Below are 15,836 nucleotides of genomic sequence, written 5' to 3' on the forward strand. Positions count from 1 at the left end.
GGCTATCGCGGTTTGCGCGTCAAGTCCGCTGCACTGTGGGGAGGGGGAACTGGTCCACGCAATAGCATGAGTGCCAGAGTCATCCCGGCCAGCGCCGCGATCGCTGCAACCATCATGGCACTGTTAAAGGCGTTGTCCTGCATATCCCTTAGGGCCTTCGCCAATTTACTTCCCGTTGCCGGATCCATCTCCGAGATCAATTGCTGTATCTGGCTGGGCGCTCCATGTGTCAGCGCATGGGCCAGATCCTCGCGCTGGGTTGACCCGGCAGGCAACGCGTCGATCACCTCGGACAGACCGCGGCGTTTCGTGATTGCTTCAGCCAGACCTCCGACCACGGCGCCAAGTGTTGCTCCGAAATAGAGACAGGCGTTTATGACCCCCGAACCCTGCCCGACATGTTGCTCGGGTAACAGGCGCAGACCCAGACGAGGCAACAGCGAAAAGCAGATGCCCAGCCCGACCCCGACGATCAGCAGCTTCCACCAGATTTCGGAAAAATGCGTGGTGTTCGTGGTTGTCGTCAGCAGCAGGAACCCGCAGGCCATTGCCCCCAGGCCAATCGCGATCGGCCACTGAAAGCTGTACGGGGCAAGAAAGCGGGGCGCGGTGACAGATATCACAAACATGCTGAGGCTGAGCGGCATGATCGCCAGCCCCGCATCGATGGACGAATACCCAAAAGCATCGGGCGATTGGACGAATGTATTGAAATAGACAAAGAAGCAGAACAGCGTGAAGCCGGTAAAGAACATCCCCGCCGCGGCCATCAAATAACGCGGATGGCGAAAGTACCGAAGCTCGATCAGGGGGTCGTCGCTGCGGCGGGATACGATAACAAGGGCAATTGTCGACACGGCCGCCACGCCCAGAGGCACCAGCGTCAGAGGCGAAGTCCACCCACCGCTTTCCCCATTGCTGAGCGCAAAGGACAATGGCCCGAGGAAAAACAGTATGGCAACGGCCCCTGCATAATCGAACTTTGCGTCGGCAAGACGGGTTTCGGGAACATATTTCCGTTTTCTGACATGCAGACCGATGGCAAAGGCCAAAGCCAGCAGAACCAGGTCGGCTGCAAAGACCGCGCGCCAACTGACATAGTGGCCGAATGCGCCGCCGACGATAGGCCCTACACCAATCGCCAGTCCGACAATCGCGCCCCAGATGCCGGTGACGCTGGCGCGCTGCTCCTCGGGCGTGGCTGCCGTCAACAGTGACAAAGAGGTGCCAAACAACGCCGCCGCGCCTGCACCTTGCGCGCAGCGCCCGATGAGCAGCATGGCCCCATCCTGAGCAAACAGGGCCGAGGCTGACCCGATTGCAAAGACAATCATGCCAGCGAAAAAAACACCCATCTTGCCGGTGATGTCCCCCAACCGGCTAACGATGCAAACAAGCGTCGCGCTGGTCACGGAATACGCGGCCATCACCCATTGCAATCCTGACGGGGTCAAATCGAACTCGGCCTTGAGGTTGGGCAAGATGGTGGTCACAGCAGTGGTGTTAAACCCCACGACCATCATGCAAATTGCCGTCAAGGCCAGCACCACGCGGGCGCCGGATTGCGGAGATACATTTGCCGAGGTCTCGTCGCCCATTAAGCACTCGCAAACCAAGATTGTTTGATACGATTATTCATCAGTTTAGCGATTTCTGACCCTGAGCATAGGGCTGCGTCAGATCCAGTAGGACAGGGCAAACGGCAGCACCAGGATTGTGCTGAGCGTGGAGACAAGAATATACCCGGCCACATCAGCCCCGTATTCCGGAACATGCTGGTCGATAAACAGATAAGTCGCCACGGATGAAGGCATCAGGCAACACAGGATCAGAGCACCCCGTTGCGCTCCCGTAAAACCAAACAACCAGATCAGAACGCTGGCAATTGCAACGGCCATCGCCAGATGCAAGGCTGTCAGCAGAACAGCACGGCCCAGGCTTTTCACTTGCAACGTCGCAAGAGTATGCCCCAGTGTCAGCAGCATGAGAGGGATCGACAACCCACCAAGGATGTCAAAGGACTTTGCGACCGGTTGTGGCAGGCTTTGCCCGGTCGCCATCAGGATCAGAGAGAACCCCACGGCGTAAATAATCGGGGACGTCGCCAGCTTCCTGGCTGAGAATTCTCCGGCGGGAATCCACATGCCCACGGTAAAGATGCTGATGAGCACCACCACCACGAACGCCATGGTGTAGGCCATACCTGCATCACCCAGCGCCAGCAGAGTGATCGGCAGGCCAATGTTGCCGACATTGCCGTGCATCAATGGTGTCAGAAACGCGCGCACCGGCAAGCGGAGACTCCTGAGCGCGACATACCCCAAAACACCGAAACCGGCCACCGCAAGGGCAGCGGCGGTCATCATGTCAAGAAACGTGCCTACGGCCAGTTTGGTGGTCGACAAATGAGAAATGATCAGTGTCGGATAGCCGACTTTCGAAACGATCCCGCCAATGACCTTGTTGTCAAATGGGGCCTGAATCACGGCAAGAACATAGCCAATACCAGCGCAGATCAGAACTGGCAGAACCACGTTCAATACGTTCAGGAACAGGTGCTCCAAGCAGAATTCTCCTAGCCGAAACCGTTTTTCGACAGTGAATCAGTGTCATTGCATTGGCAAGCGCCCTGTGTAACCCGTGTTCTGCGTTAGGTTTTCCCAAATAGAGTCTGATATTGCCCGAAAGCGCCGCTTGAGGTTCTTTTCATCGCGGTCGACACAACATATAGTGGGCACCAACAACGTGTAGTGAAGCACGGCGAGACTTGGGAATACAAGCATGGCACATATCATTGTGGTCGGGAACGAAAAGGGTGGCGCAGGCAAATCGACCGTGTCGATGCATGTGGCAACCGCACTGGCCCGATTGGGGCACAAGGTCAGCACCTTGGATCTGGACCTGCGTCAACGCAGTCTGGGACGCTATTTCGAGAACCGCAACAACTTCCTCAAAAGCTCGGACCTGACTCTGCCAAGCCCGCGCCATCACGACCTGCCCGAGATTGATGCCGCCACGCTGAAACCGGGCGAGAATATCTATGACCATCGCCTGTCTGCCGCCGTTTCCCAACTGGAAAGCGACAGCGACTTTATTCTGATCGACTGCCCGGGGTCTCATACTCGGCTCAGTCAGGTGGCGCATTCGCTGGCCGACACACTGATCACCCCGCTGAACGACAGCTTCATTGATTTCGACCTGTTGGCACGGATCGACTCGCAGGGTGAGAAGATCCTTGGCCCCTCTGTCTATTCCGAGATGGTCTGGAACGCACGACAGTTGCGGGCGCAGGCTGGACTAAAGCCCATCGACTGGGTCGTCGTTCGCAACCGCGTCGGTACACAACGCATGGTCAACAAGGAAAAGATGCAGCGCGCGATCGAGATGCTGTCGCAGCGCATCGGCTTTCGCGTCGCCTCGGGCTTTTCCGAGCGGGTTATTTTCCGAGAACTGTTCCCCCGTGGCCTGACCCTGCTGGACCTCAAGGACATCGGCGTCAAACAGCTGAACATCTCGAACATCGCCGCCCGTCAGGAGCTGCGCGACATGATGAAAGAGCTGAACCTGCCGGGTGTGGAGATTGATTTCTGATATGCTGTTTCGGCGGCCGCTCTGCGGACAAAGTTGCCGTTCCGCTTGGAGGGCCATATGTCCGTTTAGCTAAGAGACAGTAAGTTTTGTTTCAAAGTCCCATACTCATCTCATGCCATGCCATTCCTCCGTGGTCGGAGGCAGACCGTCTCAGATAGCTATAGCCCAGCTTCTCGTAAAGCGACACGTGATGCTCTTTGCACATCAGATGGATCGTTGCCTTGTTCATCTGCTGCATTCGCCTGACAAACTCATCCATCAGAGACCTTGAATAGCCCTTGCCTTGTTCGGTCGGGTCTACGACAATGGACATGATGACCACATTGGGCGCGTCAGGGTCGTGGCCGATAAGTTCCTTGAACTCCTCGTCAGACATTTCAACCTCATGAGCGCATCCGCAGTTGATAAAGCCAACGACCGTTCCATCCACTTCAAGGATCAGAAAGCCATCGGGGTAGGTCTCAATCCGCCTGCAGATTTTGGCGTGTGTCGCAGCCTCTTCACCTTCGTAGGCCGCGGTCTCGATTTCGAAGCAGCGATCCGCATCAGCGGCATGGGCATTTCTAAAATTGCACATACAGTTCTCCCACTTGTTATGGAGAGATATAGCCTAAGAAACCCGAAGCTGTCTCGCGGCCGGCAAAGCGTATCGATAACCAGACAAAGGCGCGAATTGCAGCCTCTGCCGAATTGGCTTGAACTGTTCATCTGACGGTTTCATTAGGTCATCCGGTCGGTTCAGGGGATATCAAAATCCGGCTAGCGGGACAAACTTGCCAGTCGCTGCACGCGCATAATCACAAAGAGTTTGCAAAAGTCAGCGGCGAACGGCCGAAACGATGACGGACGGAGCCGGGACCAGAAAACCGCCATTGTGTTTAATACCTTGAGAGCGAGTACGTGCCGCCAGATCAGAGCGAATTGCATCTCGTTTTATGACTGGCTGCGCTCCCAAAAGTGATGCTGCGCGAACGGCACCTTGGTCAAAGGCATCAAACAAGTCTTCAGGTTGCTGCACATGCAGTTCTGACGGCGCATCGATCAACTGAACCTCTGCAAATCCCGCTTTGGTGACTATAGTTTCAGCAGCAGCGCGGTCTGCAAGCATATGAGCATCAGGTCCGAAGGGCAATGTGACCGAGGGGTCGCCCAGACGTCCAACCGCATCGAACAACCAACCGAATGCACCATCTGATCCTTTCCCTCTCCAGATTGAAAATGCGATATGCCCTCCCGGTCTCAATACCCTTGCCGCTTCCGCCAAACCACGTTCGGGATCGGGAAAGTGCGGTACGCCGAAACCAATAGTGACAGCATCAAAGCTGTTATCGGCAAAGTCCATTGACATCGCATCTCCTTGAATGAAGGAAGCGTCCGGCACAGCTGCTTGCGCAAGGGAAATCATTGCCGCAGAAAAGTCGAGCCCAGTTACAGTAGCGCCTCTTGACGTGAGTTCTGCAGCGACCACACCATGCCCGCTGCATAGATCAAGAACCGTTGACTTAGGTCCAGCCGAAACTGCATCCGAAAGCCTTTGCGCCACAGCGAGCGTAGCTCGGTCGAACCCATCTGCATAACCCTTGGCGATAGCTGGATTGGCCCAGCCTTCGCGCTCCATCTTTTCAAAATCATTGAGGTCGGTCATGCATCCTCCAAATCAGGTCAGCGTAGCATCAACAATTTTCTGAAGCCAATGGAAGCCCTCTTCGCGCCCTACGACAGCCTCCCGGCAGTCTTGCCACGACCTCCGCTGGAAGCACAAACCAGCTATTGGATTAAAGCCGCATTATTCTTGAACGCCCGGGCTAACCCGCCGCTCATGCCCAGCTAAACCAAGACGTTCCATCTAGTCCTTCAGGTTCGGAAATGCTGAACGTAATAGCCGCAGTTTCACTCGGTTCCTGATGGTTCGCCGGGACTGTATACCGTAAACAGCTCTTTCGGCTCATTCACACCCCGCAGCATGTAGCGACCGACCGAGACAAGTTCCTGTGCGCAGGGTCGTGCAGCGCGGGCGACGTCGTCCGAGATCAGGATCCTCTGACCCAAAGACCGGTGCATGCCCGCGATGCGGGCGGCCTGGTTTACAGCCGGGCCGATCACGGTGAAGTCCAGCCGTGTCTCGGACCCGATATTGCCATAGAGAATTTCGCCGGAGTGTAGCGCCAGCGTATAGTTTGCCACAGGCAGGCCTTGCGCACGGCGTTTGGCGTTCAGTTCATCCATGCGGGACTGCAACAAAGGCACGGCGCTCAGCGCAGCGCGAGCGTCTTCGTCGATCTCTCCGACATCGAACATGGCCATCAGCCCGTCGCCCATGAATTTCAGGATGTTACCGCCCTTGTCATGCACCACACCCACGGCAACAGCCAGATAGTCGTTCAGCATGTCGATGATCTCATGCCCTGGCAGGTCTTCGGACAGCGTGGTGAAGCCTTCTAGGTCGAAATTCCAGATCACCGCATCGATTTGCTGTAAGGACCCGCGCCGAATTTCACCCGACAGAACCCGGCGACCGGCATCCCGCCCCAGGTAAACCCGCATCAGATCCTTGGCCAATTCCTGGTTCTTTGCGGATTTGAGCGCCAGCCCCAGATGCGGCAGTACAGTGTGTATTCGGTTCAGATCGCTGTCTTCAAATCCGTTCGGTGCGTCGCAGGTCCAGGACATCAGAACGCCATCGCTGACCTTTTTCGTGCCGTCGGGGCGCAGTTGTTTCGTTCCTTCATAAGACAGGCCGGTGGCATAATAATCGGTTGCTCCGATTTCACGCAGATCGTTCAGCAGGGGAAAGCGGCTGGGTTCGTTGTGCTCGACCATTTTGACCCGGATTTCATCCAGATCTTCGTTTAGCAGCGCATAAAGAGGGCTTCGCTGCCAAACTTCGCTGGGCGTGTCCGTGTATTCAAACGTCTCGGATTCGCCACCCGCGCCGTTGTACCAGCTGTAACCGGTGCCGCCATAGACCGGATGCAGGGTCGATTGCGCAGCATGAAAGCGCATCAACGGAACACCCATATCTACCAATCGGGTACAAAACCCTTCCAACAACTCTTCTTGCCCGGCGCCCTCAAGCCCCTTGTTAACCAACCAATCGATCAGAGATCGTGTGGAATCCGAAGCGGAATCTAGCGAGGTCATTTTAATGTCCGTATCAAGCATGATCCCCATTTGGGGGCGGCACGCATCAATTGCCATAGGTCAGTCCAAACCGGCCAACCTTTGCAGCATTTGACGCAACAACGCGGCCTCTTCCGGTTTGAACAGGCCTGACAGTTTCGCATCGTACTTGGCAGCAACGCCGCGCAGGTCACGATACACAGCCTGCCCTGCCGGTGTCAGTGTCAGCCATTCCGCTCGCCGATCCGCTTCGTCCCGCGTGCGTTTCAGATATCGACGTTCTTCCAGCTTGGCGACCGCACGGCTGATCTTGGTTTTGTGCATTCTGGCGCGCTCTCCGATTTCCTTGGCGGTCATCTCGCCAAACAGCCCCAAATGGAACAACACCCGCCATTCGGTTCTGAGCATCCCATAGCGGCCCTTGTAAACAGCCTGAAACTCAAGCGAAGCCCGTTCGGCAGCCTGATTCAGCAGGAAGGGCAGAAAATTCTGCAAATCAAAGTCATCATTTTTTTCGGATTCATCGTGTGTCATGCTTGTTAGTTACAAAATCAACTATTAACCGACAAGCAGCAAACGGAGGAAAACGCAATGAATCGTCCGACTGATCCGCATACGCTGACACAGGCTGCAACGCCTGTCGGAACTCACGCAGGCTATATGCCCGGCTTTGGGAACGACTTTGAGACCGAGGCCCTGCCCGAGGCCTTGCCGCAAGGGATGAACAGCCCGCAACGGTGCAACTATGGTCTTTACGGAGAGCAGCTGAGTGGCACGGCCTTTACCGCCAACCCACCTGAGCGCACCTGGTGCTATCGTATTCGCCCATCCGTAAAGCACTCGCATCGTTATGAAAAAATAGATCTGCCCTACTGGAAATCGGCCCCATGTATTGATCCGGATGTGATCAGCCTTGGTCAGTACCGTTGGGATCCCATCCCGTATTCCGATGAAGGTCTGAATTGGATGACGGGTATGCGAACCATGACGACCGCAGGTGATGTGAACACGCAGGTCGGCATGGCAAGCCACATCTATCTGGTCACGGAATCCATGGTCGATGACTATTTCTTCTCGGCAGATTCCGAATTGCTGGTTGTGCCACAGGAAGGGCGCCTGCGATTTGCGACAGAACTGGGAATCATTGACCTGGAGCCAAAGGAAATCGCGATCATTCCGCGTGGTTTGCTGTACCGGGTTGAGGTTCTGGAAGGCCCTGCGCGCGGCTTTGTCTGCGAGAATTACGGTCAGAAATTTGAGTTGCCGGGTCGCGGGCCGATCGGGGCCAATTGCATGGCCAATCCGCGCGACTTCAAGGCACCGGTGGCGGCTTATGAAGATCGTGAAACCCCTTCTACCGTGACAATCAAATGGTGCGGGCAATTCCACACCACCAGGATCGGCCACAGCCCGCTGGATGTCGTGGCATGGCACGGCAACTATGCGCCCTATAAATACGACCTGCGCAACTATTGCCCCGTCGGCGCGATCCTGTTTGACCATCCCGACCCGTCGATCTTTACCGTTCTGACGGCCCCGTCCGGCCAGCCGGGTACGGCCAATATCGACTTTGTCCTGTTCCGTGAACGCTGGATGGTGATGGAAGATACCTTCCGCCCGCCATGGTACCACAAGAACATCATGTCCGAGCTGATGGGCAACATTTACGGTCAGTACGACGCGAAACCGCAGGGCTTCGTGCCGGGTGGGACTAGCCTGCATAACATGATGATCCCGCATGGCCCTGACAGGGAAGCTTTTGACAAGGCGTCATATTCCAATCTGGGGCCGGACAAGCTGGATCAGACGATGTCGTTCATGTTCGAAACCCGCTTCCCACAGCACCTGACCCCGTTTGCTGCCACCGAAGCGCCACTGCAGGATGACTACATCGACTGCTGGACATCCCTTGAGAAAAAGTTCGACGGGACGCCGGGCAAGAAATGAGCCTCCCACTGGTTCACTTTCATTGCAGCCGTTCTGCTGGCGTGGAATTGAACCGGTTGCTGAGCTAACATTCCTCGGCAACCGGTGTGCAGTGACGCGCCCCTCGCATACGATGTGCCACAACCGAGGCGGCTTCGTACTATTGCAATCGCTGTTCCGGAGTTAAGATCCTTCAGAACCTCTTAGAACATAACAAACAGGGGCAAGATATGCCTTTAATGACTTCTTGGGTTGCGTCGGCCAATGACGCGACACATCCGTTCCCACTGAACAACCTTCCGTACGGCGTCTTCTCGACCGAAGGTGATGATCCGCGCTGCGGCGTGGCCATCGGTAACATGATCCTTGACATTACCGCAGCCGAGGCCGAGGGCCTGATCTCCCTGACCGATGAGCCACTGTTCGACATGCCGTTCTGGAACCCTCTGATGGAGGAAGGTCCAGCCGTCTGGACCGCGCTGCGCGAACGGCTTATCAGCCTTCTGGCCGAAGGTTCAGACGAGCAAGCCAAGGTCGAACCTCTGCTTGTCAAACAAGAAGACGCGGAAATGCATCTGCCCTTCGCCGTCAGCGAATACACCGACTTTTATGCGGGTCGAAACCATGCCTTCAACGTCGGCACCATGTTCCGGGGGCCCGAAAACGCTTTGCCGCCGAACTGGCTGCATATTCCGATTGGCTATAACGGCCGGGCATCTTCGGTCGTGGTATCGGGAACGGAAATTCGCCGCCCCTGGGGTCAGCTGAAAGCCCCCGATCAGGACTTGCCCGCCTTCCTGCCCAGCCGTCGCTTTGACATCGAGCTTGAGATGGGCGCGATTGTCGGAACACCCTCGGATGGTCCGATCACCGTGCAGGAAGCGGATGACAATATTTTCGGCTACGTGCTTCTGAATGACTGGTCCGCGCGGGACATCCAGGCATGGGAATACCAGCCGCTGGGCCCGTTTCAGGCAAAGGCCACGGCCACCTCGATCAGCCCATGGATCGTGACCAAGGCGGCCCTCGAGCCATTCCGCTGCGACACGCCGCCCCGCGAGTTCGAGCTGCTGGATCACCTCAAGGATTGCGGCCCGATGCTCTATGACATCGATCTGGCGATCACCATGGCACCTACCGGGCAAACCGCCACGACGATTGCCCGGACCAACTACAACCAGATGTACTATTCTGCTGCGCAGCAATTGGCGCATCACACCACATCAGGATGCCCCATGAACACGGGCGACCTACTGGGATCCGGAACCATTTCCGGGCCAACCAAACCTGAACGCGGCTCGCTGCTGGAGCTCAGCTGGGGCGGCAAGGAACCCCTGACATTGGACAGCGGTGAAACCCGCAGCTTCATCGAGGATGGCGACACGTTGACCCTTACCGGTGCGGCCAGTGCGGACGGCTACACGATCGGCTTCGGTGAGTGTGTCGGCACCGTTCTGCCTGCTCTTGAAAACCCATATTCACGATAAGGAACCCACCATGGCCAAAGCATTCGCGTCCCAGGGGGACATGTCGGAAAAAAAGATCAGCTTCACTGAAGTCGGAGAAGGGCTCTATGCCTTTACCGCCGAAGGCGACCCGAACTCGGGTGTGATCATCGGTGACGACAGCGTGATGATAGTCGAGGCGCAGGCGACTCCGCGTCTGGCAAACAAGGTGATCGAATGCGTGCGTTCCGTCACCGACAAACCGATCACGCATGTGGCCCTGACCCACTACCACGCAGTACGTGTTCTGGGCGCAAGCGCGTTCGGCGCGCAGCAGATAGTGATGTCGGACATGGCCCGCGCCATGGTCGTGGAGCGAGGTCAGGAAGATTGGGACAGCGAATTCCAGCGTTTCCCGCGCCTGTTCGAAGGGCACGAAAGCATCCCCGGCCTGACCTGGCCCACCACCACCTTCAGCGATACGATGACCGTCTATCTGGGCAACCGCCGGATCGACCTGATGCATCTGGGCCGCGCGCATACGGCAGGCGATATCGTCATCCATGTGCCCGATCAGAACGTGATGTTCACCGGCGATATCGTCGAGTATCACTCGGCCTGCTATTGCGGCGATGGGCATTTCAGCGACTGGGGTGACACGCTGGACGAGATCAAGTGGTTCGATGTCGACGCCATTGCACCGGGGCGCGGCGATGCGCTGGTCGGCAAGGATATGGTGAATGCGGCCATTGAAAATACCCGCGATTTTGTCGAAAGCACCTACCGCCCGGCGGCCAAAGTTGCGGCACGTGGCGGCAGTCTGAAGGAAGCATGGGATGCAGTCCGAGCGGAATGTGACCCCAAATTTGCCGATTACGCGATCTACGAGCACTGCCTGCCGTTCAACGTGGCTCGCGCCTATGACGAAGCTCGCGGCATCGACACGCCCCGTATCTGGACCGCACAGCGCGATCTGGAGATGTGGGAGGCTCTGCAAGGTTGACGAAAAACGGTCGAGTTTGATCCAGATCGTTTTTTGCGGCGGGATTCGATGAAACCATAAGCCAAGGCCTCCGGCGCTCGTCGCCGGGGGACAGGATATGCAGCACATCGGTGCATCTGTTTGGGGGGAGCCCATGAACAAGATCTTTGAAACGCCGCTATACGGATATGAACGCAGCCCGGATCAGGACAGCCCGATGCCCGTCAGGCGCAAGGTCATCGTGATCGGTGCGGGCCCGGTTGGTCTGGCCGCCGCTATCGATCTGGCCCAACAGGGGGTCGAAGTCGTGGTTCTGGACGAGAACGACAAGGTCAGTTTTGGCAGCCGTGCCATCTGTTTTTCCCAACGCACGCTGGAAATTGCAGACCGGCTGGGTTGCGGTCAGCGATTGGTCGACAAAGGCGTTCTTTGGGACCGCGGCAAGGTCTTTTTCGATGATCGTCAGGTCTATGAATTCAACCTGCAACCGGACGAAGGTTACGCCAACCCGGCCTTCATCAACCTGCAGCAATACCACTTTGAAAACTACTTTGTAGAACGTGTTCGCGAGTTGCAGGCAGACGGCGCGCCGATCGAAATTCGCGGGCGCAACAAGGTTGAGGCGATCGGTACGCACGAAGACCACGTTCGGCTGGAAGTCGAAACCCCCGAAGGCCCTTATACACTCGAGACCGAATGGCTGATCGCCTGCGACGGCGCGGCGTCTCCCACCCGGCGGATGCTGGGTATCGATTTCGAAGGGCGCGTTTTCGAAGACAACTTCCTGATCGCGGACGTGATCATGGATGCCGATTTCCCCTCGGAACGCTGGTTCTGGTTTGACCCTCCGTTCAATCGCGGGCAATCCGCGCTTCTGCACAAGCAACCCGACAATGTCTGGCGTATTGACCTGCAACTGGGTTGGGACATCGACAAGGAACGCGAAAAGCGCCCCGAGAATGTGATCCCGCGCCTCAAGGCAATGCTTGGGGATGCCGTCGAGTTTCAGCTGGAGTGGGTCTCGATTTATACATTCCAGTGTCGCCGCATGGAAAGCTTCCGCAAAGGACGGGTCCTTTTCGCAGGCGACAGCGCGCATCAGGTCAGCCCCTTTGGCGCGCGCGGTGCCAATTCCGGCCTGCAGGACACTGACAACCTGTGCTGGAAGCTGAAACTGGTGCTGGATGGGAAAGCCCCCGAAAGCCTGCTGGACAGCTACAACGCGGAACGCGTGCACGGGGCTGATGAGAACATCCAGAAATCCAGCCGGTCGACCGATTTCATCACTCCGAAATCCGAGATGTCGCGGGTTCTGCGGGATGCGGTTCTGGACCTGAGCGAGCAGTACGAGTTTGCCCGTCCGTTGGTGAATTCAGGACGCCTGAGTCAACCTTGCACCTATGACAGCTCTTCGCTGAACTCTGCCGACGCGCTGGATGGCCCAGCCGAGACACGCCCCGGCTCGGCCTGCCCGGACGCGCCGCTGGGTGATGAGTTCCTGTTGCCCAGACTGGCAGGCAAATTCACCCTTTTGACAATTGACGCAGATGCCCCAGAGCTGCTGGAAGAAGACGGGGTTGAGGTCACGCGGTTGGCGCTGTCGGTCAAGGATGACCTGACCCTGGCGCTGAAACGTCGCTATCTGGGCGACGCAGCCAGCGCAGTTTATCTGATCCGCCCCGATCAGCACGTGGCGGCGCGACGGGGCAGCTATGAAGAAAACAGTTTCCGGCATGCGATCCGCAGAGCCTGTGGTAAGGAGTAAGCGATGTCTGACCTGATCCTATCCCCGAATATCGACAATGCTGACGACTTCTATGCCGAGCTGTTGGCTGCGCATGAAGGGCTTGATAAAGCCGACAGCGACGCGCTGAACGCCCGACTGGTTCTGGTGCTGGCCAATCACATCGGCGACGAACAGGTGTTGTCTGACGCCATTCGCGCCGCCGCCTTGACCGACAATTGACGGATTGGAATGTGAGCGAAGTCGTCCTTTATGACTATTGGCGCTCCTCGGCCAGCTATCGGGTGCGGATCGCCCTGAATCTGACCGGGATCGACTATCGCGCGGTTGTCGTCGACCTCGTGGATGGCGAACACAAGGGTGACGCACATATCGCGCGAAACCCACAAGGGTTCGTTCCGGTTCTGGATATTGACGGGCAGCGGCTGACGCAATCTCTGGCCATTCTCGACTATCTGGACAGAACACGTGAATTGAACCTTCTGCCCGACGATGCAGCGGGGCGCGCGCGCGTGCAGGCGCTGGCCTATGCGATTGCGGTGGACATTCACCCTGTTTGCAACCTGTCAGTTGCACGACATGCGACCGCCCTCAGCAAAGACCCATCCGATATGCCCGGAGAGTGGATGCGGCACTTCATCCGGCCGGGATTGCAGGCCTTTGAGGCCATGTTAGGTGAGTTTGAACAAACCCCCTATTGTGTTGGTTCGCAGCCCGGCCTCGCTGACATTTGCCTGATACCGCAGATATACAACGCGCGCCGGTGGAAGGTCGATTTATCGGACATGCCCCGTCTGTTGGGGGTCGAAAAGGCCTGCGCCGGTCACCCGGCATTTGTCGCAGCACATCCTGAAGCGCACGCACCCCAATAACCTTGCACAGATCCTGTGTGCTTGTGCGCCTAGGCGTCTGGCCCGATCGGACTTAGCTTTGTTTCATCAAAGCAATAGAGGTTCTGATGCCCGAGATCACCGGCTACCATGCCCATGTCTATTTTGACGCCGACACGCAGAACACGGCACAACAGGTCTGCGAAGAGGCCGCCCGTCTGTTCCCCGTCCAGATGGGGCACATGCATTGCCGTAATGTCGGCCCCCACCCGCGCTGGAGCTGCCAGTTGAGCTTTGCGGCTGATGCCTTTGATCAGGTCACTCCGTGGTTGATGCTGAACCGGCGGGGCCTTTCGGTTTTCACCCACCCGGAAACCGGCGACCATCTGGCCGATCACCGCGATCGCGCGATCTGGATGGGTGAAATGCTGGATCTGGACCTGTCGATCTTTGCCAAGCTTCAGCCCAGCGCCCGCGCCTGATCCCGCAGAACGAATTTCTGCACCTTACCGGTTGAAGTCTTCGGCAGGGTGCCAAACACCACGGTCTTGGGCGCTTTGAAATGGGCCATGTTGTCCCGGCAAAAGACAATCAGCTCTGCCTCGGTCGCGGTCGCGTCAGGCTTCAGCTCAACAAAAGCGCAGGGGGTTTCGCCCCATTTCTCGTCTGGCCGGGCCACAACCGCCGCTTCCATGACTGCCGGGTGTTTGTAGAGGATACCCTCGACCTCGACGGACGAGATATTCTCGCCGCCTGAAATGATGATGTCCTTGGAACGGTCTTTGAGCGCGATATAGCCATCCGGGTGCATGACGCCTAAATCGCCGGATGCAAACCAGCCGCCCTTGAAGGCCCCATCCGTGGCATCAGGGTTCTTGAGATACCCTTTCATCACCACATTGCCCTGCATAAAGATCTCGCCCATGGTTTCGCCGTCCGCGGGAACGGGCTCCATCGTTTCGGGATCGGCTACCATCAGACCAGACAGCGCCGTATACCGCACGCCCTGCCGTACTTTCAGAGCGGCGCGGTCTTCGGGTCCCTTGTCGTTCCATTCATCCTTCCACGCACAAACGACCGAAGGTCCGTAAGTCTCGGTCAGGCCGTAAACGTGCGTGACTTCGACCCCCATCGCCTCCATCGCTTCGATCACGGCGGCCGGCGGCGGAGCGCCCGCGGTCATCACCTTGATTTGATGGTCAAAGTCTTTCAATTCATCTGGCGCGTGGGCCAACATGTTCAAAACGATAGGAGCGCCACAGAAATGGGTGACTTTCTCATCGCGGAATGCCGCATAGATAGGTTCGGCACGCACGGCGCGCAGACAGATGGACACGCCTGCATTGGCTGCCATGGCCCAAGGGAAGCACCAGCCATTGCAGTGAAACATCGGCAAGGTCCACAGATATATCGAATGCTTGGGCATATCCCAGTCCAGCAAATCCGATTGTGCATTCAGGGTAGCGCCGCGGTGGTGATAGACCACGCCCTTGGGATTGCCCGTTGTACCGGACGTATAGTTCAGTGTGATAGCGTCCCATTCATCCTCGGGCAGTGACCAGTCAAACTCGGGATCTCCCCCTGAAATCAGGGCGTCATAGGTCAGGCTGCCGAGCCTTTCACCACCATCAAAGCTGGGATCCTCGATGTCGATTACCAAAATATCATGATCAACCTGCTCCAGCGCCTCTTTCACGACGCCGGAAAATTCGGGATCAACCAACAACGCCTTGGTTTCGGCGTGGTTCAGGATGAAAGCGACTATCGGCGCATCCAGGCGCGTGTTTATGGCGTTCAGAACGGCGCCCGCCATGGGCACACCAAAATGCGCTTCATACATTTCGGGGATGTTTGCAGCGATAATTGATACGGTATCACCCTTTACGACACCTCGTGCGTTCAAGGCACCCGCCAGCCGACGGCACCGGGTATAGGTTTCAGCCCAGGTATACCGCCGCTCACCATAAACGACCGACGGGTAATCGGGATAAACCTGCGCCGTGCGCTCAATGAACGAGAGGGGCGACAAGGGTGTGTAATTCGCCCGGCATTTGTCCAAATGACGCTCATAGATATTGGTCGCTGCCAACTGCTGATCCTCCCTGCACTCGGTTTGCGCGACTTGAGCATAAACTTGGTGCTCTGACAAATCCGTAGTATTACGATACCCTTATTGACTGGCAATACGGGATGGTGCG

15 protein-coding genes are annotated in these 15,836 nt (G+C 57.1%); 8 read left to right on the forward strand and 7 right to left on the reverse strand.

The genetic code is table 11. The annotated features are described in order from the left end of the window. Nucleotides 1-2 precede the first annotated feature (2 nt). Together D1823_RS10875 and D1823_RS10880 are read right to left on the reverse strand one after the other, a co-directional pair. Nucleotides 3-1,598 (reverse strand): MFS transporter, encoded by a 1,596-nt coding sequence (locus D1823_RS10875; RefSeq protein ID WP_117869924.1) that lies wholly within the window; start codon nt 1,596-1,598, stop codon nt 3-5. A gap of 78 nt (nt 1,599-1,676) precedes the next feature. Further along, on the reverse strand, nt 1,677-2,564 hold the full coding sequence (locus D1823_RS10880; protein ID WP_117869925.1) for an AEC family transporter: 888 nt from the start codon (nt 2,562-2,564) through the stop codon (nt 1,677-1,679). A gap of 217 nt (nt 2,565-2,781) precedes the next feature. On the opposite strand from D1823_RS10880, the gene D1823_RS10885 reads away from it, so the two are divergent. Beyond that, a complete protein-coding gene (locus tag D1823_RS10885) occupies nt 2,782-3,591 on the forward strand; it encodes a division plane positioning ATPase MipZ (RefSeq protein ID WP_117869926.1) in 810 nt (269 codons plus the stop codon). 91 nt (nt 3,592-3,682) lie between these two features. Here the strand turns inward: D1823_RS10885 and D1823_RS10890 are convergent, their stop codons facing one another. The 4 genes from D1823_RS10890 to D1823_RS10905 all read right to left on the reverse strand — a co-directional run bounded on the left by D1823_RS10890 (nt 3,683) and on the right by D1823_RS10905 (nt 7,245). Further along, nucleotides 3,683-4,168, reverse strand: coding sequence for a GNAT family N-acetyltransferase (locus D1823_RS10890; RefSeq protein WP_117869927.1), 486 nt, complete (start codon nt 4,166-4,168; stop codon nt 3,683-3,685). A 240-nt stretch (nt 4,169-4,408) separates the two neighbouring features. Continuing rightward, entirely contained in the window at nt 4,409-5,236 is an 828-nt protein-coding gene (locus D1823_RS10895; protein ID WP_254683712.1) for a class I SAM-dependent methyltransferase, read from the reverse strand. A gap of 245 nt (nt 5,237-5,481) precedes the next feature. Next, entirely contained in the window at nt 5,482-6,732 is a 1,251-nt protein-coding gene (locus D1823_RS10900) for an adenylate/guanylate cyclase domain-containing protein (RefSeq protein ID WP_117872854.1), read from the reverse strand. Between the two features lie 60 nt (nt 6,733-6,792). Further along, nucleotides 6,793-7,245, reverse strand: a complete 453-nt coding sequence (locus D1823_RS10905; protein WP_117869928.1) for a MarR family winged helix-turn-helix transcriptional regulator — start codon at nt 7,243-7,245, stop codon at nt 6,793-6,795. 57 nt (nt 7,246-7,302) lie between these two features. Here D1823_RS10905 and hmgA point away from each other — a divergent pair, with 57 nt between their 5' ends. From hmgA to D1823_RS10940, 7 genes are all read left to right on the forward strand, one after another. Next, a complete protein-coding gene (gene hmgA / locus D1823_RS10910) occupies nt 7,303-8,658 on the forward strand; it encodes a homogentisate 1,2-dioxygenase (RefSeq protein WP_117869929.1) in 1,356 nt (451 codons plus the stop codon). Nucleotides 8,659-8,867: 209 nt separating this feature from the next. Continuing rightward, entirely contained in the window at nt 8,868-10,124 is a 1,257-nt protein-coding gene (gene fahA, locus D1823_RS10915) for a fumarylacetoacetase (protein WP_117869930.1), read from the forward strand. A 10-nt stretch (nt 10,125-10,134) separates the two neighbouring features. After that, complete coding sequence (locus D1823_RS10920) at nt 10,135-11,085, forward strand: MBL fold metallo-hydrolase (protein WP_117869931.1); 951 nt, start codon at nt 10,135-10,137, stop codon at nt 11,083-11,085. 133 nt (nt 11,086-11,218) lie between these two features. Then, nucleotides 11,219-12,829 (forward strand): FAD-dependent oxidoreductase, encoded by a 1,611-nt coding sequence (locus D1823_RS10925; RefSeq protein ID WP_117872855.1) that lies wholly within the window; start codon nt 11,219-11,221, stop codon nt 12,827-12,829. Between the two features lie 3 nt (nt 12,830-12,832). Further along, nucleotides 12,833-13,030 carry a DUF2783 domain-containing protein gene (locus D1823_RS10930; protein WP_117869932.1) on the forward strand — a complete coding sequence of 66 codons (198 nt, stop codon included), beginning with the start codon at nt 12,833-12,835 and terminating at the stop codon, nt 13,028-13,030. Between the two features lie 11 nt (nt 13,031-13,041). Continuing rightward, nucleotides 13,042-13,680, forward strand: coding sequence for a maleylacetoacetate isomerase (gene maiA / locus D1823_RS10935; RefSeq protein ID WP_117872856.1), 639 nt, complete (start codon nt 13,042-13,044; stop codon nt 13,678-13,680). Nucleotides 13,681-13,766: 86 nt separating this feature from the next. Continuing rightward, nucleotides 13,767-14,120 (forward strand): DOPA 4,5-dioxygenase family protein, encoded by a 354-nt coding sequence (locus tag D1823_RS10940; protein ID WP_117869933.1) that lies wholly within the window; start codon nt 13,767-13,769, stop codon nt 14,118-14,120. On the opposite strand, the gene D1823_RS10945 is transcribed toward D1823_RS10940, so the two are convergent. After that, nucleotides 14,099-15,727: an acyl-CoA synthetase gene (locus D1823_RS10945; protein WP_117869934.1), complete on the reverse strand. Its 1,629-nt coding sequence runs from the start codon at nt 15,725-15,727 to the stop codon at nt 14,099-14,101. The two genes, D1823_RS10940 and D1823_RS10945, sit on opposite strands and share 22 nt — an antisense overlap. Nucleotides 15,728-15,836: the final 109 nt, after the last annotated feature.

This window comes from Ruegeria sp. AD91A (assembly GCF_003443535.1).
In the GTDB taxonomy this organism is placed as follows: Bacteria; Pseudomonadota; Alphaproteobacteria; order Rhodobacterales; family Rhodobacteraceae; genus Ruegeria.

Bases quoted from the DNA above. Each gene is read 5' to 3' on its own strand.
- D1823_RS10875 (WP_117869924.1), bottom strand. From the start codon at position 1,598: ATGGGCGACGAGACCTCGGCAAATGTATCTCCGCAATCCGGCGCCCGC.
- D1823_RS10925 (WP_117872855.1), top strand. From the start codon at position 11,219: ATGAACAAGATCTTTGAAACGCCGCTATACGGATATGAACGCAGCCCG.
- D1823_RS10940 (WP_117869933.1), top strand. From the start codon at position 13,767: ATGCCCGAGATCACCGGCTACCATGCCCATGTCTATTTTGACGCCGAC.
- D1823_RS10920 (WP_117869931.1), top strand. From the start codon at position 10,135: ATGGCCAAAGCATTCGCGTCCCAGGGGGACATGTCGGAAAAAAAGATC.
- D1823_RS10905 (WP_117869928.1), bottom strand. From the start codon at position 7,245: ATGACACACGATGAATCCGAAAAAAATGATGACTTTGATTTGCAGAAT.
- hmgA (WP_117869929.1), top strand. From the start codon at position 7,303: ATGAATCGTCCGACTGATCCGCATACGCTGACACAGGCTGCAACGCCT.
- D1823_RS10885 (WP_117869926.1), top strand. From the start codon at position 2,782: ATGGCACATATCATTGTGGTCGGGAACGAAAAGGGTGGCGCAGGCAAA.
- fahA (WP_117869930.1), top strand. From the start codon at position 8,868: ATGCCTTTAATGACTTCTTGGGTTGCGTCGGCCAATGACGCGACACAT.
- D1823_RS10900 (WP_117872854.1), bottom strand. From the start codon at position 6,732: ATGACCTCGCTAGATTCCGCTTCGGATTCCACACGATCTCTGATCGAT.
- D1823_RS10930 (WP_117869932.1), top strand. From the start codon at position 12,833: ATGTCTGACCTGATCCTATCCCCGAATATCGACAATGCTGACGACTTC.
- D1823_RS10890 (WP_117869927.1), bottom strand. From the start codon at position 4,168: ATGTGCAATTTTAGAAATGCCCATGCCGCTGATGCGGATCGCTGCTTC.
- D1823_RS10895 (WP_254683712.1), bottom strand. From the start codon at position 5,236: ATGACCGACCTCAATGATTTTGAAAAGATGGAGCGCGAAGGCTGGGCC.